The sequence below is a fragment of the Streptomyces sp. NPDC091272 genome, assembly GCF_044757485.1.
Classification (GTDB): domain Bacteria; phylum Actinomycetota; class Actinomycetes; order Streptomycetales; family Streptomycetaceae; genus Streptomyces.
The window spans coordinates 173,858-195,802 of sequence record NZ_JBIVVC010000007.1; the positions used below are offsets into that span (position 1 = coordinate 173,858).

Annotated in this window: 18 protein-coding genes; 10 read left to right on the forward strand and 8 right to left on the reverse strand. The window is 71.7% G+C overall.

Going from position 1 to position 21,945, the window contains the following annotated elements:
- Positions 1-109: 109 nt before the first annotated feature.
- Positions 110-2,251, reverse strand: a complete 2,142-nt coding sequence (uvrB, locus tag ACIQM4_RS21020; RefSeq protein ID WP_401593589.1) for an excinuclease ABC subunit UvrB — start codon at positions 2,249-2,251, stop codon at positions 110-112.
- A 301-nt stretch (positions 2,252-2,552) separates the two neighbouring features.
- Between uvrB and ACIQM4_RS21025 the strand changes: the two genes are divergently transcribed.
- The 3 genes from ACIQM4_RS21025 (at position 2,553) to ACIQM4_RS21035 (ending at position 5,838) form a co-directional block, all read left to right on the forward strand.
- Positions 2,553-3,464 (forward strand): glycerophosphodiester phosphodiesterase, encoded by a 912-nt coding sequence (locus tag ACIQM4_RS21025; protein ID WP_401593591.1) that lies wholly within the window; start codon positions 2,553-2,555, stop codon positions 3,462-3,464.
- Between the two features lie 103 nt (positions 3,465-3,567).
- The gene (locus ACIQM4_RS21030; protein ID WP_401593594.1) at positions 3,568-4,134 is read left to right on the forward strand and encodes a methylated-DNA--[protein]-cysteine S-methyltransferase; all 567 of its coding nucleotides are present in this window, start codon (positions 3,568-3,570) and stop codon (positions 4,132-4,134) included.
- 378 nt (positions 4,135-4,512) lie between these two features.
- On the forward strand, positions 4,513-5,838 hold the full coding sequence (locus tag ACIQM4_RS21035; RefSeq protein WP_401594151.1) for an MFS transporter: 1,326 nt from the start codon (positions 4,513-4,515) through the stop codon (positions 5,836-5,838).
- A 182-nt stretch (positions 5,839-6,020) separates the two neighbouring features.
- On the opposite strand, the gene ACIQM4_RS21040 is transcribed toward ACIQM4_RS21035, so the two are convergent.
- Positions 6,021-6,392 (reverse strand): cupin domain-containing protein, encoded by a 372-nt coding sequence (locus ACIQM4_RS21040; RefSeq protein ID WP_401593596.1) that lies wholly within the window; start codon positions 6,390-6,392, stop codon positions 6,021-6,023.
- 197 nt (positions 6,393-6,589) lie between these two features.
- Here ACIQM4_RS21040 and ACIQM4_RS21045 point away from each other — a divergent pair, with 197 nt between their 5' ends.
- Complete coding sequence (locus ACIQM4_RS21045; RefSeq protein ID WP_401593599.1) at positions 6,590-6,871, forward strand: GlsB/YeaQ/YmgE family stress response membrane protein; 282 nt, start codon at positions 6,590-6,592, stop codon at positions 6,869-6,871.
- A gap of 1 nt (position 6,872) precedes the next feature.
- On the opposite strand, the gene ACIQM4_RS21050 is transcribed toward ACIQM4_RS21045, so the two are convergent.
- Together ACIQM4_RS21050 and ACIQM4_RS21055 are read right to left on the reverse strand one after the other, a co-directional pair.
- Positions 6,873-7,517: a uridine kinase gene (locus ACIQM4_RS21050; RefSeq protein ID WP_401593601.1), complete on the reverse strand. Its 645-nt coding sequence runs from the start codon at positions 7,515-7,517 to the stop codon at positions 6,873-6,875.
- Positions 7,518-7,991: 474 nt separating this feature from the next.
- Positions 7,992-8,726 (reverse strand): hypothetical protein, encoded by a 735-nt coding sequence (locus ACIQM4_RS21055; protein WP_401593604.1) that lies wholly within the window; start codon positions 8,724-8,726, stop codon positions 7,992-7,994.
- Positions 8,727-8,799: 73 nt separating this feature from the next.
- Between ACIQM4_RS21055 and ACIQM4_RS21060 the strand changes: the two genes are divergently transcribed.
- Positions 8,800-9,474, forward strand: a complete 675-nt coding sequence (locus tag ACIQM4_RS21060; protein WP_401593607.1) for a DUF2293 domain-containing protein — start codon at positions 8,800-8,802, stop codon at positions 9,472-9,474.
- Positions 9,475-9,638: 164 nt separating this feature from the next.
- Complete coding sequence (locus ACIQM4_RS21065; protein WP_401593610.1) at positions 9,639-10,982, forward strand: MFS transporter; 1,344 nt, start codon at positions 9,639-9,641, stop codon at positions 10,980-10,982.
- Positions 10,983-11,004: 22 nt separating this feature from the next.
- On the opposite strand, the gene ACIQM4_RS21070 is transcribed toward ACIQM4_RS21065, so the two are convergent.
- The 3 genes from ACIQM4_RS21070 to ACIQM4_RS21080 form a co-directional block, all read right to left on the reverse strand.
- A complete protein-coding gene (locus tag ACIQM4_RS21070; protein ID WP_401593613.1) occupies positions 11,005-12,288 on the reverse strand; it encodes an SWIM zinc finger family protein in 1,284 nt (427 codons plus the stop codon).
- A gap of 274 nt (positions 12,289-12,562) precedes the next feature.
- Positions 12,563-15,745 (reverse strand): DEAD/DEAH box helicase, encoded by a 3,183-nt coding sequence (locus ACIQM4_RS21075; protein ID WP_401593615.1) that lies wholly within the window; start codon positions 15,743-15,745, stop codon positions 12,563-12,565.
- A gap of 430 nt (positions 15,746-16,175) precedes the next feature.
- The gene (locus ACIQM4_RS21080) at positions 16,176-16,547 is read right to left on the reverse strand and encodes a hypothetical protein (RefSeq protein ID WP_401593617.1); all 372 of its coding nucleotides are present in this window, start codon (positions 16,545-16,547) and stop codon (positions 16,176-16,178) included.
- Positions 16,548-17,130: 583 nt separating this feature from the next.
- Here ACIQM4_RS21080 and ACIQM4_RS21085 point away from each other — a divergent pair.
- From ACIQM4_RS21085 to ACIQM4_RS21100, 4 genes are all read left to right on the forward strand, one after another.
- Positions 17,131-18,378: an LLM class flavin-dependent oxidoreductase gene (locus tag ACIQM4_RS21085; protein ID WP_401593620.1), complete on the forward strand. Its 1,248-nt coding sequence runs from the start codon at positions 17,131-17,133 to the stop codon at positions 18,376-18,378.
- Entirely contained in the window at positions 18,375-19,238 is an 864-nt protein-coding gene (locus ACIQM4_RS21090; RefSeq protein WP_401593622.1) for an ABC transporter permease, read from the forward strand. Before ACIQM4_RS21085 ends, ACIQM4_RS21090 begins: the two co-directional genes overlap by 4 nt.
- A 113-nt stretch (positions 19,239-19,351) precedes the next feature.
- Positions 19,352-20,431: a glycine betaine ABC transporter substrate-binding protein gene (locus ACIQM4_RS21095; protein ID WP_401593624.1), complete on the forward strand. Its 1,080-nt coding sequence runs from the start codon at positions 19,352-19,354 to the stop codon at positions 20,429-20,431.
- Positions 20,418-21,278: an ABC transporter ATP-binding protein gene (locus tag ACIQM4_RS21100; RefSeq protein WP_401593627.1), complete on the forward strand. Its 861-nt coding sequence runs from the start codon at positions 20,418-20,420 to the stop codon at positions 21,276-21,278. Before ACIQM4_RS21095 ends, ACIQM4_RS21100 begins: the two co-directional genes overlap by 14 nt.
- Here the strand turns inward: ACIQM4_RS21100 and coaE are convergent.
- Positions 21,275-21,886 (reverse strand): dephospho-CoA kinase, encoded by a 612-nt coding sequence (coaE, locus tag ACIQM4_RS21105; protein ID WP_401593629.1) that lies wholly within the window; start codon positions 21,884-21,886, stop codon positions 21,275-21,277. The two genes, ACIQM4_RS21100 and coaE, sit on opposite strands and share 4 nt — an antisense overlap.
- Positions 21,887-21,945: the final 59 nt, after the last annotated feature.

The following is a 21,945-nucleotide window of genomic DNA, read 5'->3' on the forward strand; positions in this document are numbered from 1 at the left end:
GTCCGAGGGGGCGACAACCCCGATGCGTTTTGTGTCGTTCCTGCAACACTCCGCCGGGTGTCCGTGGGTGTCGCGCGCCACGGGCGCCCCAGGACGCACAGGGCCCCCGTTACGCCTGTCCCGCCTCCCTCATCATCCGCAGCTCCTTCTTGAGCTCGCCCACCTCGTCACGCAGCCGGGCGGCCACCTCGAACTGGAGCTCCGCGGCCGCCGCGCGCATCCGGGCGGTCATCTCCTCGATCTGTTCGGCGAGCTCGGCCGCCGGGCGGTCGGTGAGGACCTCGGCGCCCTTCTTGCCCTTGGCGGCCTTGCCGCCGGCCTTCGCCGCCTTGCCACCGAGCGCCGGAACCGGGGCCTTGGCGTCCTTGCCCGCCTTCGGCTTGCGGTAGTCGGTGCCGAGCAGCTGCTCGGTGTCGACCTCTTCGCGGGCGATCGTCGCGACGATGTCATTGATCTTCTTGCGGAGCGGCTGCGGGTCGATGCCGCGCTCCTTGTTGTACGCGACCTGCTTCTCGCGGCGGCGGTTCGTCTCGTCGATGGCCTTGGCCATCGCGGGGGTGATCCGGTCCGCGTACATGTGGACCTGGCCGGAGACGTTGCGCGCCGCACGGCCGATGGTCTGGATCAGGGACGTCCCCGAGCGCAGGAAGCCCTCCTTGTCGGCGTCGAGGATCGCCACCAGGGACACCTCGGGCAGGTCGAGGCCCTCGCGGAGCAGGTTGATGCCGACCAGGACGTCGTACTCACCGGCGCGCAGTTCGCGCAGCAGCTCGATGCGGCGCAGGGTGTCGACGTCGCTGTGCAGGTAGCGGACCTGAATGCCCAGTTCGAGGAAGTAGTCGGTGAGGTCCTCGGCCATCTTCTTGGTGAGGGTGGTGACCAGGACGCGCTCGTCCTTCTCGGTCCGCTTCCTGATCTCGTGCACCAGGTCGTCGATCTGGCCCTCGGTCGACTTGACGACGACCTCGGGGTCGACGAGGCCGGTCGGGCGGATGATCTGCTCGACGAAGCCGTCGCCGCGCGAGAGCTCGTAGTTGCCCGGGGTGGCCGACAGGTACACCGTCTGGCCGATCCGCTGCTGGAACTCCTCCCACTTCAGCGGCCGGTTGTCCATGGCGGACGGCAGCCGGAAGCCGTGGTCGACCAGGGTGCGCTTGCGGGAGGCGTCGCCCTCGTACATCGCGCCGATCTGCGGGACGGTGACGTGCGACTCGTCGAGGACGAGCAGGAAGTCCTCGGGGAAGTAGTCGAGGAGTGTGTGCGGGGCGGTGCCGGGCTCGCGGCCGTCGAAGTGCATCGAGTAGTTCTCGATGCCGGAGCAGCTGCCGATCTGGCGGAGCATCTCCAGGTCGTACGTCGTACGCATCCTCAGCCGCTGGGCCTCCAGCATCTTGCCCTGCTTCTCCAGCTCGGCGAGGCGGTCCGCCAGCTCCTTCTCGATGCCGTTGACCGCCTTCTCCATGCGCTCGGGTCCTGCCACGTAGTGGCTGGCGGGGAAGACGTACAGACTGTTCTCCTCGCTGATCACCTCGCCGGTGAGCGGGTGCAGCGTGGACAGGGCCTCGATCTCGTCACCGAACATCTCGATGCGGACGGCCAGCTCCTCGTAGACCGGGAAGATCTCGATGGTGTCGCCGCGCACCCGGAAGGTGCCGCGCTGGAACGCCATGTCGTTGCGGTTGTACTGGATGTCGACGAAGCGGCGCAGCAGGGCGTCGCGGTCGATCTCCTCACCGACCTTGAGGGTGACCATGCGGTCCACGTACTCCTGCGGTGTGCCCAGGCCGTAGATGCAGGAGACGGAGGCGACCACGACGACGTCACGGCGGGTGAGCAGCGAGTTCGTCGCGGAGTGGCGCAGCCGCTCGACCTCCTCGTTGATCGAGGAGTCCTTCTCGATGTAGGTGTCCGACTGCGGGACGTACGCCTCGGGCTGGTAGTAGTCGTAGTACGAGACGAAGTACTCGACCGCGTTGTTCGGCAGGAGCTCCCGGAACTCGTTCGCCAGCTGGGCCGCGAGGGTCTTGTTGGGTGCCATGACGAGCGTGGGGCGCTGAAGCTTCTCGATCATCCAGGCAGTCGTCGCCGACTTGCCGGTGCCGGTCGCACCCAGCAGGACGACATCCTTCTCACCTGCGCGAATACGCTTCTCCAGCTCGGCGATGGCCGCCGGCTGGTCACCGCTGGGCTGGTAGGGACTGACGACCTCGAAGGGCGCCACCGTACGTTCGATCTTGGAAACGGGCCGCATGCAACCACCGTACGGCCCACCACTGACACTCACCCGGTGATCGCCCCCGGCCCTGGTCCCGCCTGGCCCCTCCCGGGGATCGTCGGGGCTCGACCCGTGGGCAGCGGAGGGGGCGCGTCGCCCGTGCAGCCCCCTTCGTGCAACGAGTCCGTCACAACGCGTGATGTCTGGTCGTGGTGCGTCGTTCATCGCACGGATGCCCCTCGCCCGATCCCCCTTGACGCTCTACTGTCACGCTTTGGCCGTACACGGTCACTTGCACGACACACATGCGTCACGTCCCGTACACAGGAGAACTCCGTTGCACTCACGCACCGTTGCCGCCGCCCTCACCGTGCTGATGGGCGGGGCCGGCGTCCTGACCCTGTCCACCACCGCCCAGGCCGCCCCCGCGGTGGACCGCGTGGCGGCGGCCGAGGCCCGCTGGTACGCCGCCCACGGCCCCACCGTCATCGCACACCGGGGCGCCTCCGCCTACGCGCCGGAGAACACCCTCGCGGCCGTCGACCGGGCGGACACGCTGGGCATCGACTGGGTGGAGAACGACGTCCAGCGCACCAAGGACGGCGAGCTGGTCATCCTCCACGACGAGAGCCTGGCGCGGACCACGGACGTCGAGCAGCGCTTCCCCGACCGCTCGCCGTGGAAGGTCCAGGACTTCACCGCGGCCGAGATCAACACCCTCGACGCGGGCAGCTGGTTCGGCGCCGCGTTCGCGGGCACGCGCGTGCCGACGCTGAAGCAGTACCTCAACCGGGTGGACCACAACGACCAGAAACTGCTGATGGAGATCAAGAGCCCGGCGCTCTACCCGGGCATCGAGCAGGACATCGTCGAGGTGCTGGGCGACGAGGGCTGGCTCGACACAGGACACGTCCGGAACAAGCTGGTCGTCCAGAGCTTCGACGCGGCGAGCATCCAGACCCTGCACCGGCAGCGTGCCGACCTGACCACGGGATTCCTCGGCACGCCCGCCGTGGCCGACCTGCCGAAGTACGCGGCGTACACCGACCAGATCAACCCGCAGCACGGGACGATCACCAAGGAGTACGTGGCGGCGGTGCACCGGCTCACCGGGGCGCACGGCAAGCGGCTGAAGGTCAGCGCCTGGACCGTCGACGACGCGGCGAACGCGCGGAAGGTCAAGGGCTTCGGTGTGGACGCCGTCATCAGCAACAAGCCGGACGTCGTGCAGCGCGCAGTACGCCCCTGACCGGCCCCGCCGGCCGGCCGGCGCAGCTCCGGTGCACCGCACTGACCTGCGGACTCCCGTCAATCGGGGCCCGTTGTCAGTGGCCGGTCGTACGGTGGTCGGCATGAACAGCACCGCGACAGGTACGAGTTGCGTCGAGTGGGCCGTCGTCGGGAGCGACGTCGGCCCGCTTCTGCTGGCCGCGACCGACGCGGGGCTGGTGGGGGTGTTCTTCCACGCGCGGGAGAGGGCCCTCGGGAAGACCCTGGAGATGCTGTCGGCGCGGCTGGGGGCGGAGCTCGTCGAGATACCCGAGGCCACGGTGGCGTCCAGCCGGCTGGCCGAACCCGCACGTCAGCTGGCCGGCTACTTCGCGGGCACGCTGCGGGAGTTCGACCTCCCGCTGGACTGGTCGCTGACCTCCGGGTTCAACCGGCAGGTACTGCGCGAGCTGTACGAGGCGGTTCCCTACGGCGCGGTCGTCGGATACGGCGACCTGGCCCACCGCGTCGGTCAGCCGGGCGGGGCGCAGGCCGTCGGAGCTGCCATGGGGGCGAACCCCCTGCCGGTGGTGGTGCCGTGTCACCGGGTGGTGGAGAGCGGCGGCGGACTGGGCGGGTTCGGCGGCGGTTTGGAGACGAAGCGGGTACTGCTGGCACTGGAGGGGGTGCTGCCGCGCCCCCTGTTCTGAGCGGCCGCGGCTTCCTGTGTCGGCGGAGCATGCGCACTGGCACACTGCGGCGGTGACGACATTCCTTGACCATTACACCCCTCCGGGCCCGGCCGACGTTCCCGCGGGCCGCGAGGACGGGGAGGCGGGTACGAAGTGAGCGCCACCCACGGAACCAACGCCAGCCACGACCCGGGCGACCGGCCCGCTGCCGGAGCGATACCGGAGCCGGCCGGGGCGGCGTCCGGGGTCGGGTCCGGGGCCGGTGTGGCGGGGCCTGGCGCAGGGGGACCGGGCGTGGCTGGCGCCGACGGGCTCGATGGCCAGGGGCCTGGTGCGGATGGGCTTGGCGGCGGAAGGCCCGGCGCCGACGGGCTCGTTGTGGGTGGCGTTCCCGTGCTGCCTGCTGAGACCGCGTCCGTTCCCGGATCTCCTGCGCCCCCGGTGGCCGTCGAGGACCTGCCCGCGTTGCAGCGCCGTACCACCGGAGTCCTCATCGTCACCCAGATACTGGGCGGGCTGGGCGTCCCGATCGGTATCGCGCTCGCCCCCGTCCTCGCCACCGAGATCAGTGGCACCGAGGCGGTGTCCGGGCTGGCACCGACCGCCTCCGTGGTCGGCACGGCACTGCTCTCCGTACCGCTCGCCTCGCTGATGACCTCGCGCGGGCGGCGGCCGGGGCTCGTTCTCGCCTACCTCATCGGCGCGCTGGGCGCCGCCCTCGTGGTGCTCGCCGCGCTGACGAAGAACTTCCCGCTGCTGCTCGTCGGCATGGCCGGGTTCGGCGCCGCGTCCTCCGCCAATCTGCAGGCCAGGTTCGCGGCCGCCGACCTGGCCGCGCCTGACCGGCGGGCGCGGGCGATCTCCACGGTCGTCTGGGCCACGACGATCGGCGCGGTCCTCGGCCCGAACATCGCGGCCCCGGCCGGGCGGGTCTTCTCTGGCACGTCCATACCCGTGACGGCTGCCCCGTTCCTCTGGGCAGCCGTCATCTTCCTGCTCACGGGCGTGGTCGTCGCCGTCCTGCTCCGCCCCGACCCGCTCCTGACCGCACGGGCGCTGGCCCCGGACGAGGACCGGTCCGCGGCCGGTCGCTCGCTGCGCGCGGGCGTCGCCGCGGTGAAGGCGTCCCCACGGGCCAGGCTCGCCCTCGTCACGGTCGCCGTCACGCACACCGCGATGGTGTCGATCATGACGATGACCCCCGTCCACCTGGGCCACCACGGCGCGGGACTCCAGCTGGTCGGCCTGGTGATCAGTGGTCATATCGCGGGGATGTACGCGTTCTCACCCGTGATGGGCTGGCTCTCGGACCGGCTGGGCAGACTCTCGGTGATCGGCCTGGCCGCAGGCCTGCTGTCGCTCGCCGCGCTGTTGGCAGGCACCTCGGGCGGCAGCCACGGGCAGACCGCCGCGGGCCTCTTCGTGCTGGGGCTCGGCTGGTCGGCCGGCCTGGTCTCGGGTTCGGCGCTGCTCACGGACTCCGTCCCGCAACCCGCCCGCGCTGCCGCACAGGGCCTGTCGGACCTGACCATGAACTCGGCCGCGGGCGTCGGCGGGGCGGCGGCCGGGTTGATCGTCGCGCAGGCCGGTTACGGCTGGCTCAATGCGGCCGGCGCCCTGTTGCTGCTGCCGATGGCGGGACTGGCTCTGTTCACGGCCCGCACGAAAACAGTTCACGGGGAGCAGGAAGCTCCCGACCGTACGGATCCCGGCCGACCGTAGGGCGACGGCTGGGCGTGCAGCGACGGCCGGCCGTAGGGCGACGGCTGAGCGTGCAGCGACGGCCGAGCGTAGAGCTACGGCTGGGCGTGCAATGACGACGGCCGAGCGTAGAGCTACGGCTGGGCGTGCAGCGACGGCCGACGTACCGGCCCAACAAGCCCTGCCGGTTCGCCCTCCAGCCCTCAGAGGCTGATGTGGTACGCCTTGCGCAGCGTCTCGTGCACCGTCCAGGTCGTCCTGTCACCCTCGCGCAGCACGCACGCGTCGCCCGGACCGATCTCCAGGGTGGCGCCGCCCTCCACCGCGACGGTGGCGCGGCCGCTGACCACCACGAACAGTTCGTTGGCCTCGGTGTCGGTCACCACACCGGGGGTGATCTGCCAGATTCCACGCAGTTGCTTGCCGTCCGGCGACTCCCAGAGGACCTTGCCCGTGACCACCGGGTCGCCGGACACGATCTGCTCCGGGTCGAGCGGTTCGGCCTCCAGCTCGGCGTCCGGGATGTGCACGGCGAAGGATGCGGGAGCCGCGGGAACTTGATCAATTGTCGTCATGGCCGGTCACCTTAGCGCCGCCCTCCCGCACCTCATCCCCCGCCTCCTCTGCCACCTCCTCCGCCAGACCTCCCGGACGCTCCCAGGACGACAAGGAACCGGCTGAACCGGCTGCCGCGGTAGCGCGTGCTCCGACGCACGAGGGGCACAGGTAAGGGCAGAAGCAAGGGCACACGCCTCTACAGGGAGCTGCGGCCATGGAGATTTCGGGCATCATCAGTGCGATTGTGATCGGCATCATCATCGGAGTGCTCGGCCGGCTCGTGGTCCCGGGCCGCCAGAAGATCGGCATCCTGTGGACCATCGTCGTGGGCATCCTGGCCGCGTTGGCGGGCGCGGCGATCGCCAAGGCGCTCGGGGTGAAGGACACCAACGGCATCGACTGGATCGAGTGGTTGATCCAGATCGCCCTCGCCGCGATCGGGGTCGTCGCCCTCGCCAGCTTCAAGTCCGGCAACCGCAGCCGCAGCCGCCGGTAGGTCAGCGGTCCGGCAGCCCGGTCCAGGCGGGATGCCGTGCGTCGTCCGCACGCACCACGACGTCGGCTGCCTCGGAGGGGTCGACCTCGTCCTCGTACCGCACGAAGGCGGGCAGCATCCACTGCTCGCCCTCGTCGGTGCGGCGGGCGAGCGCACCGGGCGAGAGCCGCACGTGCACGGTCAGGTCGAACGGGAACCACCGGCCGAACAGCAACGGCCCGTGCACCAACAGCACTCCCCCCGGCGGGAGTTGAACATACGGGCTGCGGGTCGCCCGGTCGGTGGCCGGATTCCAGATGTCGGGCAGCACCCGCCCGCCGCCGCCGGCCTCCAGCGGGCCGAAGACCTCACGCCACAGCGCGCCGGTGTCGAACCAGCCCTCGAAATACGTGTCGGGGTCCTGCTTGCCGTACTCGAAACGCAGCGAGGCGGGCCGCAGGAACCCCTCCGTGTCGACGACGTGGACCGTGCGACCGCGCAACTTCAGCGCCGCCGCGACCAGAGCGGCGAACTCACCGGTACGTGCGGCGGGCGCCCCGTCGACGGCGGCCTTCAGCCAGGAACTGCCGTCGGCGGGGACCTGGGCGTGCAGGTGGTCGGCGAGGGCTTCGGCGAGACGGTCCCAGGTGATCGGTCGGAGCTGCATGGGGCCATGGTCGCCGATGGAGACCACTGACGCCTCGTACGTCCCGGGGTCCTCACAGCCCGGACCAAAGCTGCCCGCGGCACCGAACGCACGCGTGCGGACACGCCGGAGCGGACTCGGGGGTTTTGGCCAGCCCCCGAGCCCTGGGAATGCCGTCGTCATGCACACACCGGAACACTTGAGGAAAAGGGTCATGCGTTACATCACCGCGTTCTTCCATTGAACTACCGCGCATCGAAAGCAATTGGCTGCGCGGGCAGGACTTGAACCTGCATACGGCGAAAGGGGCCCCTGTCCGGTCGTTCCGGTGATCGACGGCGAATACTGAATCTGGAGCAATAGCCTGAGATTTGGCGCCGCCCCTGTCAGTTTGTCAGGACCGACGGGGCCGCATTCATCACGACGAGCTTCATCTTCAGCTTGCGCTCCTGGCGCACCCCCGCCGCTCAATGGCGGCGGAGGAGTTCGTGTCGGTCACCCGAAAAGATAACCGAAGACAATGTCGCCGACGTACCGGTCGGTGACCTCCGCGCCGTTCGCCTCCTCGCGGGCGAACTTCACGGCCTGCTGGAGCTTCTCCACCCGGCCCAGCAGTTCGTTCACCCGCCGCGCGGGCAGCGCCCCGGAGAACTTCACGGTCGTCCAGTAACCCACCGGGATGTCCTCGTAGTACACCTCGACCTGCGCCGGGTGCTTCTCCGTGGCCTCGGCCTTCACGTGGTTGCGCGGCACCTTCTTGGTACGGACCGTACGCACCGGCGGGTCGGTCTTCCAGGCATCCGTCGACGGGTCCTGTGCCCAGGACTCGGCGGCGTCCAGCACGGGCAGCTTTCGCACGAAGGAATGGACGTCCGTCAGCTGCTTCTCCAGGAAGAGCAGGTAGGAAACGGGCACGGAATTCAGCAGCACCCGCCCGTCCACCGCGACGTCGGCCCGAGCCTCGCAATTCGCCCAGTCCTTGGTGGCGGTCACGTCGAAAAGCCGGGTGAGTGCCGCCGCGGTGTCGCGCAGCACGTCCTCCGCCTTCACCTGAACCCTGGTGGATTCCGGCGGAAGCTGCTCGCCCTCCTCGTCCTTCGGCTGGTAAGTACGGGAGATACCCGCCAGCAGGCCCTGCTTCTGCAGGCCCTGATGGGCCGCCGTCAGGTCCTGGTGAGCCTTGGACTTGACGCCTTTCTCGACTGCGATGATCTGATTGAGTTTCGCCACCCCCAGAAAGTAACAGCCCGAACTCCGCGCCATCCAACGGTTATTCCGCTCCGGCCGGCGGTATCCCGTCCTCATGAACCCCGTCGCTCCCCTCGTGGTCGTCGAACCTCTGCGCCGGGTCCACTGCGCGGACTGCCGGCAGGGCCCGCTGCCCCTTCTGATCCTCGAACTCAACGCACCGCGCTGCCTGGACTGCGCCGACCTGGGGCACCTCGTACTCCTGCCGCGCGGCGACGCCGCACTCACCCGCCGCGCACGTGAACGCAGTTCGCTGTGGGCTGTGGTGGTACGCCACGACAGACGCCGCAGGCGGTACGAGCGACAGGGCCTGCTCGTAGAGGAGGCGGCGCTCGCCCGCGCGGAATCCGCCTGCCTCGCGGACGCCGAGGCACGGGCCCGCCGCCGGGCACGCGACGCGGCCAGGCGCGCCGTCGAGGACACCCGCTTCACGGCCGCCTTCGCCGAGGCGGTCCGGGCCCTCTTCCCCGGTTGCCCACCCGAGCGGGCCCGTGCGATCGCTGCCCACGCATCCGTCAGGGGCAGCGGCCGGGTGGGCCGCAGCGCGGCGGGCCGCGCGCTCGACGAGGACGCGGTCACGGCGGCGGTACGGGCGTCCGTACGGCACGACGACACTCCGTACGACGCACTGCTGATGGCGGGCGTACCTAGGCGAGAGGCTCGGGCTCGGGTGGCGCAGCGGATCGAGAAGGTCCTGGAGGTGTGGCACACCACCCCTGAGGTGCCGTGATTAAAGCGCGTAGCGGGGCAGGATGGCTGTTCTCCGACCCGGTTCGGGGCGCGCTCCCCCCGGAAGCACACCCCGCCCCACCACAACCGCTCACCTCCACACCGTCCCCCCCACCTCCGCACTCTCCCCCCCAATTCCATCACCCCAAGGCGAGGTACCAACCCATGCCCACCCCTGCCGCACGTCCCCGCGACGGGGGGACGCTCGCTCCCTCGCTGGATGCCGCACCGCTGCGCCCTTTCCATCTGCGGGTGACGGCAACGACGTTCGGCGCCAACTTCTCCGACGGCTATGCGCTGGGAATGATCGGCGCGGTCCTGGCGACCCTCACCGACGCCCGGCACCTCTCCGGCGTCTGGCAGGGGCTGCTCGGCGCCTCGGCGCTGATCGGCCTCTTCTTCGGCAGCATCGTGCTGGGCCGGGTCGGCGACATCATCGGCCGGCAGAAGCTGTACATCTACAACTTCGTCCTCATCACCGTCGCCTCGGCGCTCCAGTTCTGGGCTCACGACCCGGCCGTCCTCTTCGCCCTGCGCGTCCTGATCGGGTTCGGCCTGGGCGCGGACTACGCGGTGGGCCCCACGATGCTGTCCGAGTTCGCCCCGAAGCGGCTGCGCGGCCTGCTCCTCGGCTCGCTCACGGTGATGTGGACGGTCGGGTACGTTCTCGCCGGCATCCTGGGCACCTGGCTCGGTGACACGGAGGAAAGGGCGTACATCCTCCTGGCGACGGGCGCGCTGCCCGCCCTCCTCGTCCTCCTGCTCCGCATCGGCACCCCGGAGTCGCCGAGCTGGCTGGTCAGCCAGGGCAGGGTGGCGGAAGCGCGAGAGATCGCCCGCAAGTACCTGAAGAGCGAACTGGGCGACACCGACGCGACGGCGTCCATGCCCTCCTCGACCTCGTGGGCCGCGTACCGCGAGCTCTTCGCCCCGGGGCAGTCCCGCCGCACCTGGTTCGGCCTGGTCTTCTACAGCGCGCAGGTACTCCCCTACTTCGCCATCTACACCTTCATGCCGACGATCCTGCTGGCCCTGGACGTCGACGACGCCGACCTGCAGAACCTCCTCCTCAACCTCTTCCTGCTGGCAGGCGGAGTGGCGGGCCTGTGGTTCCTGCAACGCACGGGCCGCCGCCCCCTCGTCATCGCCACCTTCGCCATCATGACGGTCGCCCTCGCCCTGATGGGCGCACTCACCCACGCCTCGACGACGGCCCTGATGATCCCGTTCCTCGTCTACACCTTCGTGATGGCCGGCGCGTCGAACCTCACCCAGGTCTATCCCGCGGAGCTCTACCCCACCCACCTGCGCGCCACGGGCGTCGGCTTCCTCAACGGAACGAGCCGCATCGCCTCGGCGATCGGCACCTTCGTCCTGCCGGTGAGCCTGGAGTCGATCGGCCTGAGCTGGTCGATGTACTGGCTGGCCGGGGTGCTGCTGCTGGGGACGGTGGCTTCGCTGGCGTGGGCACCGGAGACGAGGGAGGTGGGGACCACTTCGGGGGGCTGATGCTTCGGGAGCTGACCGGGCCTCAGGGGCCCAGCAGGAGTGTCAGTACGTCCACCGGGTCGTTGGCTGCTGCTCCTGCGGGCCACCAGTCGTCGTTGCCGTTGTCCGACTCGTAGCCGTACCAGAGGCCGTCGCGGCCGTAGCGGAGTTGGACGCGGTCGGTCGACAGGCGGTTGTGGGAGGGGCGGAAGTCCTGGTGGCCCAGGGCGAGCAGGGTGGAGCGGGCCCGGTCGAAGGGGCCGGCCGGGGGGTCCCAGGGTTCGTCGAGGATTTCCAGCGCCGTGGCGCCGCCCTGCCGCCAGGCTGCCACCGCCTTGGCGAGTTCGGCGGGGGTGCGGCCGAGCGCCCTGGTCAGGGAGGTGTAGAGGGAGCGGGTCGCCGCGGTCAGGCCGGATCCTGGCTGGGCCGCGGCGATGCGGACCGCGTCCTGCCAGGGGGTGAGGCCGGCGATCGGGTCGGTACCCGTGGTGAGGAGGGCGTGCGCACGGGCCGCCGCGTCCGTGGCGAGATGGTCCAGAGCGAGCGGGTCGGGGGCTCCCTTGGTCTGCGGGTACGACGGCGGGGTGCCGGGGCGCGCGGGCGGCGGCAGAGGTGGCGGGAGTGTGCCCACGGGACGGCCGGGGTCGAGTGCTTCCCGGGCCAGGAGCGCCGGGACGGACGGAGGCCGGCGGGTTTCCGTGGCGCTGCGGGCGGCGTTGCGTCGGGAGAGGGCGTCGAGGATCTCGCGTTCGTCCCGGCCGCGGAGCAGGAAGACGAGGAACGGGTCCTCGTCGAGGAGGCGGGCCACCTGGTAGCAGAGAGCCGCGGCATGTTTGCAGGGGCGGCCCGCGTCCGGGCAGGTGCAGCTGGGCAGGAGGTCGCCCGCGGTGGCCGGCAGGAGAGGGATGTCCGAGAGCGGAGAGGCCGGGTCGAGCAGCGCCGACGGCATGGTCCTGGCGAGGAGCGCTTCGAGGTGCGCCGGGTGTTCGGCCGCTGCGTCCAGGAAAACCTCCCAGTCGTCGGCGGCGAGCGTGCGCAGCCGGAGGTCCGCGCGGTAGGGGCGCGCCCGGCTGCCCCGCACGTACGCCACGACTCGGCCGGGGGTGACCGTGATCGTGTCCACGTGACCCGCGTCCGCGTAGGCGTGCCCGCGGGCCAGGCGGGCCGGGTCGAGCGAGAGCGATTCGAGCGCGGCCACCCAGGCCTTCCCCCACCAGGTGACGGCGGGCCCGCTCGTCTCGGGGGACGGGGGGAACGTACGGCGGTGGTCCGCCTGGGAGGCGGAGGGAGGGGAGGAGTGAGGGGCCGGGGAGGACGACGGGGTCACGAGGGCCTCCTCGGGGCGGAACGACGTACGGCGACGGCTCGTCCGGTGGGCATTGGGTGGCGGGTCAGGGCGGCCGCTGGGCGCATGGCTGCACGTACGGCGACGGCTCGCCCAGCAGACACCGGGGGGTGGGTCCCTGACGGTACGGTCCCCCGCCCCGGGGACACCGGTGGCCGGCTCCGGGTGCTCTCCGGGCGGCCGCACGTACGAAGGTCGGGGCGGGCGGCGGCGGAGCCTCCCGGTGCTGCTCGGGACGCAGACGTCCACTGGCCGCTCACGACGGCCTCCGCAGGGAGACCAGGTCGGCGAGTTCGCGGTCGGTGAGTTCCGTGAGGGCCACCTCGCCCGTGCCGAGGATCGCGTCCGCCAACGACCGCTTGGCAGCGAGCAGTTCCGCGATGCGGTCCTCCACCGTGCCCTCCGCGATCAGGCGGTGGACCTGGACCGGCTGGGTCTGGCCGATGCGGTACGCGCGGTCGGTTGCCTGCTCCTCGACCGCCGGGTTCCACCAGCGGTCGAAGTGGACGACGTGTGCGGCGCGGGTGAGGTTCAGCCCGGTGCCCGCCGCCTTCAGGGACAGCAGGAAGACCGGGACCTCGCCGGACTGGAAGCGGTCGACCATCTCCTCGCGGTGGGCCACCGGTGTCCCTCCGTGCAGGAGCTGGGAGGGGATCGCGCGGGCGGACAGGTGCTGGGAGAGGAGGCGGGCCATGCTCACGTACTGCGTGAAGATCAGGACGGAGTCCTCCTCGGCGAGGATCGTGTCCAGAAGCTCGTCGAGTAGGTCGAGCTTGCCCGAGCGGCCGGTCAGGCGGGCGGCGGAGCGGCCGGAGGAATGGCCGGAGGAGTGGCCGGTTGAGCGGTCGACGGAGTGGCCGGTGGGGCGGCTGGTACCTCCGGTCGTGCCGCGCTCGCCCAGCTGTGTCTGGCCGCTCTCCTTCGGCCCCTCCTTCAGGTACTGCGCGGGATGGTTGCAGATCTGCTTGAGCGAGGTCAGCAACTTCATGATCAGGCCGCGGCGGGCGATGCCCTCGGACGCCTCGATGGCAGCCATCGTCTCGTGCACGGCCGCCTGGTAGAGCGCCGCCTGCTCGCGGGTGAGCGAGACGGGATGGTCGGTCTCCGTCTTGGGCGGCAGCTCGGGTGCGATGCCGGGGTCGGACTTCTTGCGGCGCAGGAGGAAGGGACGGACCAGCCGGGAGAGGCGTTCCGCCGCTTCGGGATCCTCGCCGCCCTCCACCGCCCGCGCGTGCCGGGCGCGGAAGGTGGTGAGCGGCCCGAGGAGGCCGGGGGTGGTCCAGTCCAGCAGGGCCCACAGTTCGGAGAGGTTGTTCTCGACGGGGGTGCCGGTGAGGGCGATCCTGGCCGGGGCCGGGATCGTACGCAGCGCCTTGGCCGTGGACGAACGGGGGTTCTTCAGGTGCTGCGCCTCGTCCGCGACGATCATGTTCCAGCTGTGGGCGGCCAGTTCGGCCGCGCTGGTACGCATCGTTCCGTACGTGGTGAGGACGAATCCGCCGTCACGCGGCGCGGAATCGGTGGCGGAACCAGTCACGGGATCGGTCGCGGAATCGGTCGCGGAATCGGTCGCGGAATCGGTCGCGGAATCGGTGGCTGAGTCGAGCGGTGCGTCGAGTGTGCGGGTGGCGCCGTGGAAGCGGCGGACCGGCACACCGGGCGCGAAGCGTTCGATCTCGCGCTGCCAGTTGCCGAGCAGGGACGCGGGGCAGACCACCAGGGTGGGGGCGGAGCGGGCGCGGTGCAGATGGAGGGCGATGACCGTGATCGTCTTGCCGAGACCCATGTCGTCGGCGAGACACCCGCCGAGACCGAGCGAGGTCATCAGATCGAGCCAGGCCAGGCCACGCAGCTGGTAGTCGCGCAGGGTGGCGTGCAGGGCCGGCGGCTGCGGGAGGGTGTCCGCCCCACCCCTGGCGAGCCGGTCGCGGAGGGCAGCCAGCGCGCCCTCCGGAACCGCCGGCACCTGCTCCCCCTCGACCTCCGCCGTACCGGTCAGCGCGACCGCGAGCGCGTCGGCCGGGTCGAGGAGCCCCAACTGCCGCTTGCGGGCCTTTCGTACCAGCGCGGGGTCGACAACCACCCACTGGTCGCGCAGTCGGACCACCGGGCGGTGCTCCTCCACCAGGGCGTCCATCTCGGCCTCGGTGAGTTCCTCGCCGCCGACCGCGAGCTGCCAGCTGAACGCGAACAGCTGGTCCGCCTCGAAGAACGGCGTGCCGTCGGTGGCCGACCCCGGCGCGGGACGCACCACGGCGGTCGCGGTGAGCGTACGGGCCAGCTCGCGCGGCCAGTGCACGGCGACGCCCGCAGCCTCCAGCTGGTGCGACGCCGCCCCGAGCAGGTCGTACAACTCGTCGTCGGACAGCGGCAGTACGTCGGGGACCGGCTGCTCCAGGAGGCGGGCGAGCGGGGGCCAGACGCGGCCCGCGCGGCGCAGGGCAAGGACCGTGTCGATGCGTGCGCGCGGACCGAAGTGGTCGCCGCCCTCGCCCTCCCAGAGTTCCGCCACGTCCACCAGGTGGGTCGGGTCGGCGAGGCTGTGCACCTGGACGACGGCGGCGCCCGCACGACGCGACTGGGCCGGCTCCCTGCCTCTGCGGGTGGCCCGGTCGCCGGCGTCCTCGTCGTTCTGCATTCCCCGGCCGCTGCCCGTGTCCTCCTCGCGGGTGTCGAAGAGGCTGTACACGGGCAGGTCCAGCCGGAGTGAGACCCGCACGCCGGCGTCCGCGCCCGCCGCGACTTCGGCCGCCCATTCACGCAGGCCGGGTAGGTGCTGGGCCTCCCGCGCGGCGAAGGGGCCGCCCAGTGCGAGGGCGGCGGCGGGTGTACGGGGCAGCGTGTCGGCGACGGCGTCGACGAAGGACTTGACGAGGTGGGCCGGGTCCGGGACGTGCAGGGGGGTGCGGTCCGGGAGCGGCGCGGCGTTCCCCTCGGGCGGCAGCGCGGCGGCAATCGCACGCAGCTGTGCGACGTCCGAGGCATCGGGCGGACCCGCCCGCCAGGCGTCGTCACCGGCCGGGGTCAGGCCGGGCAGCAGCAACCCCCGGGCGGCCAGGTGCAGCGCGTGCAGCGCGGCTGCTCCCCAGCACCGGGTCGCCGGATGCGCGGCAGGGTCGTGCCGGGCGGCCGCGAGCAGGGGCAGCGCGTTGGCGAGCGGGAGGAAGAGGACGGGGACCGTGCGGGTACGGACGACGGCGCCGTGCCGACGCACGACGGCGAGGGTTCCGGGGGTGCTGACGGCGTCACCGTCATCGTCGATGACGGCGTCGGGCAGTGGCTCGCCGGCCGGCGCCCAGAACGCGATCCGGCCGTCCCGGGGCAGGGGCGCGGGGAGGTAGAGGGCGGCGGCATGCGCGGGCAGGCGGCGCGTCGGGGCGTGCGCTGCGTGCGCTGCGTGCGCTGCGTGCGCTGCGTGCGCTGCGTGCGCTGCGGTCATCGTGTCGTCGCCTCCCGTCCGGGTGTGGAACTACGCAGGTGAACGCAGGTTTTCTGCGTGGACCTGCGAGTCTACGGGCGGGGTCTGACAGCCGACGTGAGCGAGGGACGGCGGGGCCGGGCTGCGGCCCGGCGGGGGCGCGGCGCGGCACGGTGCGAGAGGGCCGCGGCGAGGCCAGGGACGGGGCCTGGGCGGTGTCCGTGGCCGTGTCCGTGGCCGGGGCTCGTAGCCATGGCTGCGGCTGGGGCCGTGCCCGCAGTCGGGGCGAGGCTAGGGCTGTGCCTGCGGTCTGGGTCGTCGCTGGGGCTGTGCCCATGGTCGGGGCCGAGGCTAGGGGCCGTATCCGCGGTCCGGTCGTCGCTGGGGCTGTGCCCCTGGTCGGGGCCGAGGCTAGGGCCGTATCCGCGATCGGGGCCGAGGCCACGGCCAGTTACGGCGAGTGCGGCGGCGGCTGGTGCGAGTGCGGTCGGCACCGGCCAGGACGTGTCGACCACCCGCGAAGGCGGCGCGCCGCGCCGGGGCCGAGCCCGGCCGCCGCGGACCGCCACGGGCCCCCACGGACCGCCAGATGAAGCACAGCCCCTCCTCGCAGCCACCTCGTGCGACGCAGCGCGACCAGCGGGTTGATGTCCTCGTGCGGAACCGCCAGGTCGAGCAGCACCGCGGGCAGCTCGTCGGCGGTCGGCAAGATGCCGGTGTCGGGCATCCCGTCCCCCACCCCCTCGTCAAGGACCGGCTCCAGTCCCTCCAGTTGGTCGGGCCACTCCGCCAACCCCCGGTCCCTTCGGAGTACTTCCTTCACGGTCACCACTCCATCCACCGCCCTCACCGTCCGCACCCTTCTCACCGCGCTCACACGCCCCGCACGAAGCACCATCATCGCCGGGCCCAGCGCCGGACCAACGGTGAAGTCGTCCCAGTAATCGAGATGTTCCGATCCAGAATGCGGACCGAGGTTGTCGAGCGGCACCTTGGGCGGCAAGGATGCGGGCATGGCCCCTGTTCTCGTATCGCGTCGTCACGTGGATCTGCTGCGTGTCTCGACCATGCTCTGTCGGGCCTCCTCCTGCCGTACGTCCGGCTGCTGACGCACCCGTTTCCGGCAAGCCGCCAGCCCCGGTCGGGCCCCGGTCTCCTCGTGACCGCTGCTCGGCGCGTTGCCCCCGGCGTTCCCGGCCCGGCCCCGCGTACGCCTCGGCACTTCTCCGCAGCTGTATCCCACGGCCGCACTCCGTAACCACACGCGCGTAAACCACACGCGCGTAGCCATTCACGCGTAACCACCCGCGCGTAACCACTCCTGCGCAAGCCTTCTGCCCTCCGTACGGAATCCCGCCGGGCCCGCGTGCCCGTGCGGGGCTCCCCGCTGTCTTTGAGGTCTCGCCATGCCCACCGTCGCGCCCGCAGCCGTGTCCGCGAACCTGTCCGGCACCGCTGCCCAGCCCCTGTTGCACTGGTTCCTGCCCACCGGGGGTGACGGCCGCGATCCCGGCGGGGTCACCGCCGTGCAGGGCAGGACCGGGTCCGCCACCCGGCGCCCCGCCGACGTCGGATATCTGTCGCAGGTGGCGCGCGCCGCCGAACAGGCCGGGTTCCACTCGCTGTTGACCCCCGTCGGTCTCGGCTGTGTCGATCCGTGGATACTCACCGCCGCCCTCGCCCAGCACACCGACCGGATCGGCTTCCTGGTCGCCTTCCGGGCCGGGTTCGCCAGTCCCACCCTGCTCGCCCAGCAGGCGGACGCGTTCCGCCGGTTCGCCGGCGGCCGGTTGCGGCTGAACGTCGTGACCGGTGGCGACCCCGCCGAGCAACGGGCGTACGGCGACCACCTCGCGCACGATGAGCGGTACGCGCGGACCGCGGAGCTCATGGCCGCCCTGCGCGCCCTGCTCGACGGCAAGGAGGTCGGCGGCAGCGGCTCCGACGACGCGGGCGCGTACTTCCGCCTCCAGGGGGCCCGGCTCGTCGACCCGGCCGTGGAGCACCCCGTACCGCTGTACTTCGGTGGCGCCTCGCCCGCGGCCGAGGACGTGGCCGCGCACCACGCCGACGTACAACTGCTGTGGGGGGAACCTCCGTCGGCGATCAAGGAGCGCGTCGAACGGCTGCGGGCCAGGACGCGGGCGGTACGGGGCGAGCACGCCTCGCTGCGGTTCGGACTGCGGCTGCACGTCATCGCCCGCGACACCGCGGGTGAGGCCTGGGCGGAGGCGGACCGGATCCTCTCCCGGCTCGACCCCGAGGCGGTACGTGCGAGCCAGGCCAGGTTCGCCGCCATGGACTCCGTGGGGCAGGCCCGGATGGCCGCCCTGCACGGCGGCTCCGCCGACGCCTCAGCGCTGGAGATCGCCCCCAACCTCTGGGCGGGCATCGGTCTCGTACGGGAGGGAGCGGGCACCGCGCTCGTCGGCTCGCACGACGAGGTCGCTCAACGGCTGTACGAGTACCGGGCGTTGGGAGTTGACGAGTTCGTGCTTTCCGGTTATCCGCATCTTGAGGAGGCGTACCGGGTGGGCGAGGAGGTCGCCCCCCGGCTGCGGGCGCTCGTCGACGCGGCAGACGTGCACGTGGCAGGCGCACACGAGTCAGGCGCGCGGGCGGCGGCAGGCCTCCGAGAGGCGGCGGGTACGTGACCCTCACCGCGCCCGCCGAGCCGGCCGCCGTCACCAAACCCGTTCCGCCGCCCGCGGCCGGCACCGGGACCCGTTTCGCCGCTCTGCGTTGGGCCGCGCTGCGCGCCGTCGCCCTGGCCGTACTGCTCGGCGCCTGGCAGCTGGTGGTGCTGGCCGAGGTGTGGCCGCGCGTGCTGGTGCCGTCGCCGGGCGAGGTGTGGCACCAGTTCGTGCTGTCGTCGACCGTGCACGACGGGGTGCGGGGACAGAGCGGCCACCTCCTGGTCGAGCACCTCGCGGTCAGCCTCCGCCGGATCGGCATCGGCACCGGTTACGCGGTACTCGCCGGGGTACCGCTCGGGCTCCTCATCGGTGCCGTCCGCCCGGTCGCTGTCGTGCTCGAACCCGCGGTGACGTTCCTGCGGACGCTGCCGCCGCTCGCCTACCTCTCGCTGCTCGTCATCTGGTTCGGCATCGACGAGTCCCCCAAGGTATGGCTGCTGATCATCGCCGCCCTGCCGCCGATCGCGGCTGCCACCGCCGCGGCCGTGCGGACCGTTCCCGGCCATCTGGTGGAAGCGGCGCGCGCACTGGGTGCGGGACAGCTGTCGTTGCTGCTGTCCGTACGGCTGCCCGCGGCGCTGCCGGAGATCCTCACCGGGATACGGATCGCCGTCGGTGTCGCGTACACCTCCGTGGTGGCCGCCGAGACCATCAACGGCGTGCCCGGCATCGGTGGGATGATCCGCGACGCGCAGCGCTACAACCAGACCGCCGTCGTGATCGTCGGCATCATCGCCATCGGCCTGTCCGGCATCCTTCTCGACGCCCTGCTACGAGCGGCAGAGCGGTATCTCGTGCCCTGGCGCGGCCAGAAGTGAGTTCCACGCGCCCCCTCTCCTCCCCCGCCCCTCCACACCCTCCGGAGCCAGCCATGCCCCCGCACCCCCGCCGTGGTGAACGCAGCCGTACCCTTCGCCGTCGTACCCCCCTGTTGGCGACCCTTCGCCGTCGCACCGCCCTGCTGGTCGCCCTTCCCCGTCGTACCGCCCTGCTGGCCGCGGCCGCCGCGCTCACCGCCCTCACCGCCTCCGCCTGCGGCTTCGGCGGGTCCGACGCCCAGGGAAGCGCGGGCGCCTCGGGGAAGACGGTCGTCCGCATCGCCTACCAGGCGATCCCCAACGCCGACCTGGTGGTGAAGAACCAGGGGTTGCTGGAGAAGGCGCTGCCCGACGTGTCCGTGAAGTGGGTCAAGTTCGACTCCGGCGGCGACGTCAACACTGCGGTGATCGCCGGCTCGGTGGACCTGGGCCTGGCGGGCTCCAGCCCGGTCACCAAGGGTCTGTCCGCGCCGCTCAACATCCCGTACAAGGTCCTCTGGATCCACGACCTGATCGGCGACAACGAGGCCCTCGTCGCGAAGAAGGGCATCGGCGGCATCAAGGACCTGGTCGGCAAGAAGGTCGCCACCCCGTTCGGATCGACTTCCCACTACTCGCTGCTCGCCGCGCTGAGCTCGGCGGGCGTGCCGGCCGACCAGGTGCAGGTGCTCGACCTCCAGCCGCAGGACGCGCTCGCCGCCTGGACCCGCGGCGACATCGACGCGGCGTACGTGTGGACCCCGACCCTGGACGAACTCACCAAGGACGGGAAGGTCCTCCTCACCAGCCGCGAGGTCGCCTACGCGGGCAAGCCCACCGCCGACCTCGGCATCGTCACCAACTCCTTCGCCGCGAGCCACCCCGAGATCGTCACGGCCTGGCTCAAGGCCCAGGACCAGGCCGTCGCCCAGGTGAGGTCGGCCCCCGCGAAGGCCGCCGCCTCCATCGGCAAGGAGCTCAACGTCTCCCCCGCCGTCGCGCGGCGCCAGCTCGGGCAGCTCGTGCTGCTCAGCGCGAAGGAGCAGGCCGGGCCCGACTACCTGGGGCGTCCCGGGGCGCCCGGCAAGCTCGCCGAGCACCTGCGCGACGCGGCCGGCTTCCTCAAGGGGCAGAAGGCCGTGGACTCGGTGCCCCCGGTGGCCGACTTCCAGAAGGCTCTCGCCGTGAAGGAGCTGTCCCGTGCCACTGGCTGAGACCGCGCGGGGCGCAGGAGCCGGGGCAGCGGCAGAAGTTGCCCGGCCGGAGGTGGAGCTGCGCAACGTCACCGTCCGTTACGGCCGTAACGCCCGCGCTCTGACCACTGCCGTCGAGGACGTCTCCCTGACCCTCGCCGACGGCGAGTTCACCGTGCTGGTCGGGCCGTCCGGCTGCGGCAAGACCACTCTGCTGCGAGTGCTGGCGGGCTTCGAGCGGGCCTCGGAGGGGACTGCCCTGGTACGGGGAGCGGCGCCGGCCCCGGGTGGCGGCACCGGCATCGTCTTCCAGCAGCCGCGCCTCTTCCCGTGGCGCACGGTCGGCGGAAACCTGGCCTTCGCCCTGGCCAGGAAGGGAGTCCCACGGGACGAACGCGCCGACAGGGGCGCCGAGTTGCTGGAACGCGTCGGCCTCCCGGGCATGGCTGCGCGCCGCACCTGGGAGCTCTCCGGCGGCCAGCAGCAGCGGGTGGCGATCGCTCGCGCCCTGGCGGGGGAACAGCGACTGCTCCTGATGGACGAGCCGTTCGCGGCCCTGGACGCGCTCACCCGCGAGCGCCTCCAGGAGGAGGTCCGCACGCTCGCGGAGTCCTCCGGCACGACGGTGCTGTTCGTGACGCACTCGGCGGAGGAGGCGGTACTGCTCGGGAAGCGGGTCCTGGTGATGGCGGCGCCCGCGGGCGCTCCCGGCCGCGTGGTCACCGAGCTGGCCGTGGACCTGCCCCGCGGTCCGGGCACCGACCCGGCGGCCCTGCGCGCCACCCCCGAATTCGCCCGCCTGCGCGGCAAACTGACCACCCTGATGCGAGAGGCGGCGACACTCACCCCGGCACCGCAGGACAGTTAGCTCCCCTGCTCCCCCGCCGCCCGTTCCTCCAGAGTCCGCCACACCTTCCGTACCTGCGGTTCCAGCGCTTCCAGCGGCCCGTCGTTGTCGATCACCAGGTCGGCGACGGCGAGCCGCTGCTCGCGTGTTGCCTGCGCCGCCATCCGTCCGCGTGCGTCGGCCTCGCTCGTCCCCCGTAGACGTACGAGACGGTCCAGCTGGGTCTGCGGGGAGGCGTCCACGACCACCACCAGGTCGTACAGCGACGCCAGCCCGTTCTCGGTGAGCAGCGGTACGTCGTGGATCACCACGGCGTCCGCCGGAGCAGCGCGCTCCAGTTCGGCCGAGCGGGCCCCGACCAGCGGGTGCACGATCCCGTTGAGGATCTTGAGCTTGGCGGGGTCGGTGAACACGACGGCGCCCAGCGCGGGGCGGTCCAGCGTGCCGTCCGCCGTCAGGACGTCAGGGCCGAACGCGGCCACCACGGCGTCGAGCCCGGGAGTCCCGGGCTCGACGACCTCACGTGCGATCTTGTCGGCGTCGACGACCACCGCGCCGTACGACGCGAGAAGCCGCGACACTTCGCTCTTGCCGGCACCGATGCCGCCGGTCAGGCCCACTTTCAGCATGACCGGCAGCCTAGGGCCTGTGGTGCCGGATCCGGCGGGCAGGCCCGGAAGCGACCGGG

Coding starts and splice junctions, on each gene's coding strand:
- uvrB (WP_401593589.1), bottom strand. CDS start 2,251: ATGCGGCCCGTTTCCAAGATCGAACGTACGGTGGCGCCCTTCGAGGTC.
- ACIQM4_RS21030 (WP_401593594.1), top strand. CDS start 3,568: ATGAACAGCACCGCGACAGGTACGAGTTGCGTCGAGTGGGCCGTCGTC.
- ACIQM4_RS21040 (WP_401593596.1), bottom strand. CDS start 6,392: ATGACGACAATTGATCAAGTTCCCGCGGCTCCCGCATCCTTCGCCGTG.
- ACIQM4_RS21045 (WP_401593599.1), top strand. CDS start 6,590: ATGGAGATTTCGGGCATCATCAGTGCGATTGTGATCGGCATCATCATC.
- ACIQM4_RS21050 (WP_401593601.1), bottom strand. CDS start 7,517: ATGCAGCTCCGACCGATCACCTGGGACCGTCTCGCCGAAGCCCTCGCC.
- ACIQM4_RS21060 (WP_401593607.1), top strand. CDS start 8,800: ATGAACCCCGTCGCTCCCCTCGTGGTCGTCGAACCTCTGCGCCGGGTC.
- ACIQM4_RS21065 (WP_401593610.1), top strand. CDS start 9,639: ATGCCCACCCCTGCCGCACGTCCCCGCGACGGGGGGACGCTCGCTCCC.
- ACIQM4_RS21075 (WP_401593615.1), bottom strand. CDS start 15,745: ATGACCGCAGCGCACGCAGCGCACGCAGCGCACGCAGCGCACGCAGCG.
- ACIQM4_RS21085 (WP_401593620.1), top strand. CDS start 17,131: ATGCCCACCGTCGCGCCCGCAGCCGTGTCCGCGAACCTGTCCGGCACC.
- coaE (WP_401593629.1), bottom strand. CDS start 21,886: ATGCTGAAAGTGGGCCTGACCGGCGGCATCGGTGCCGGCAAGAGCGAA.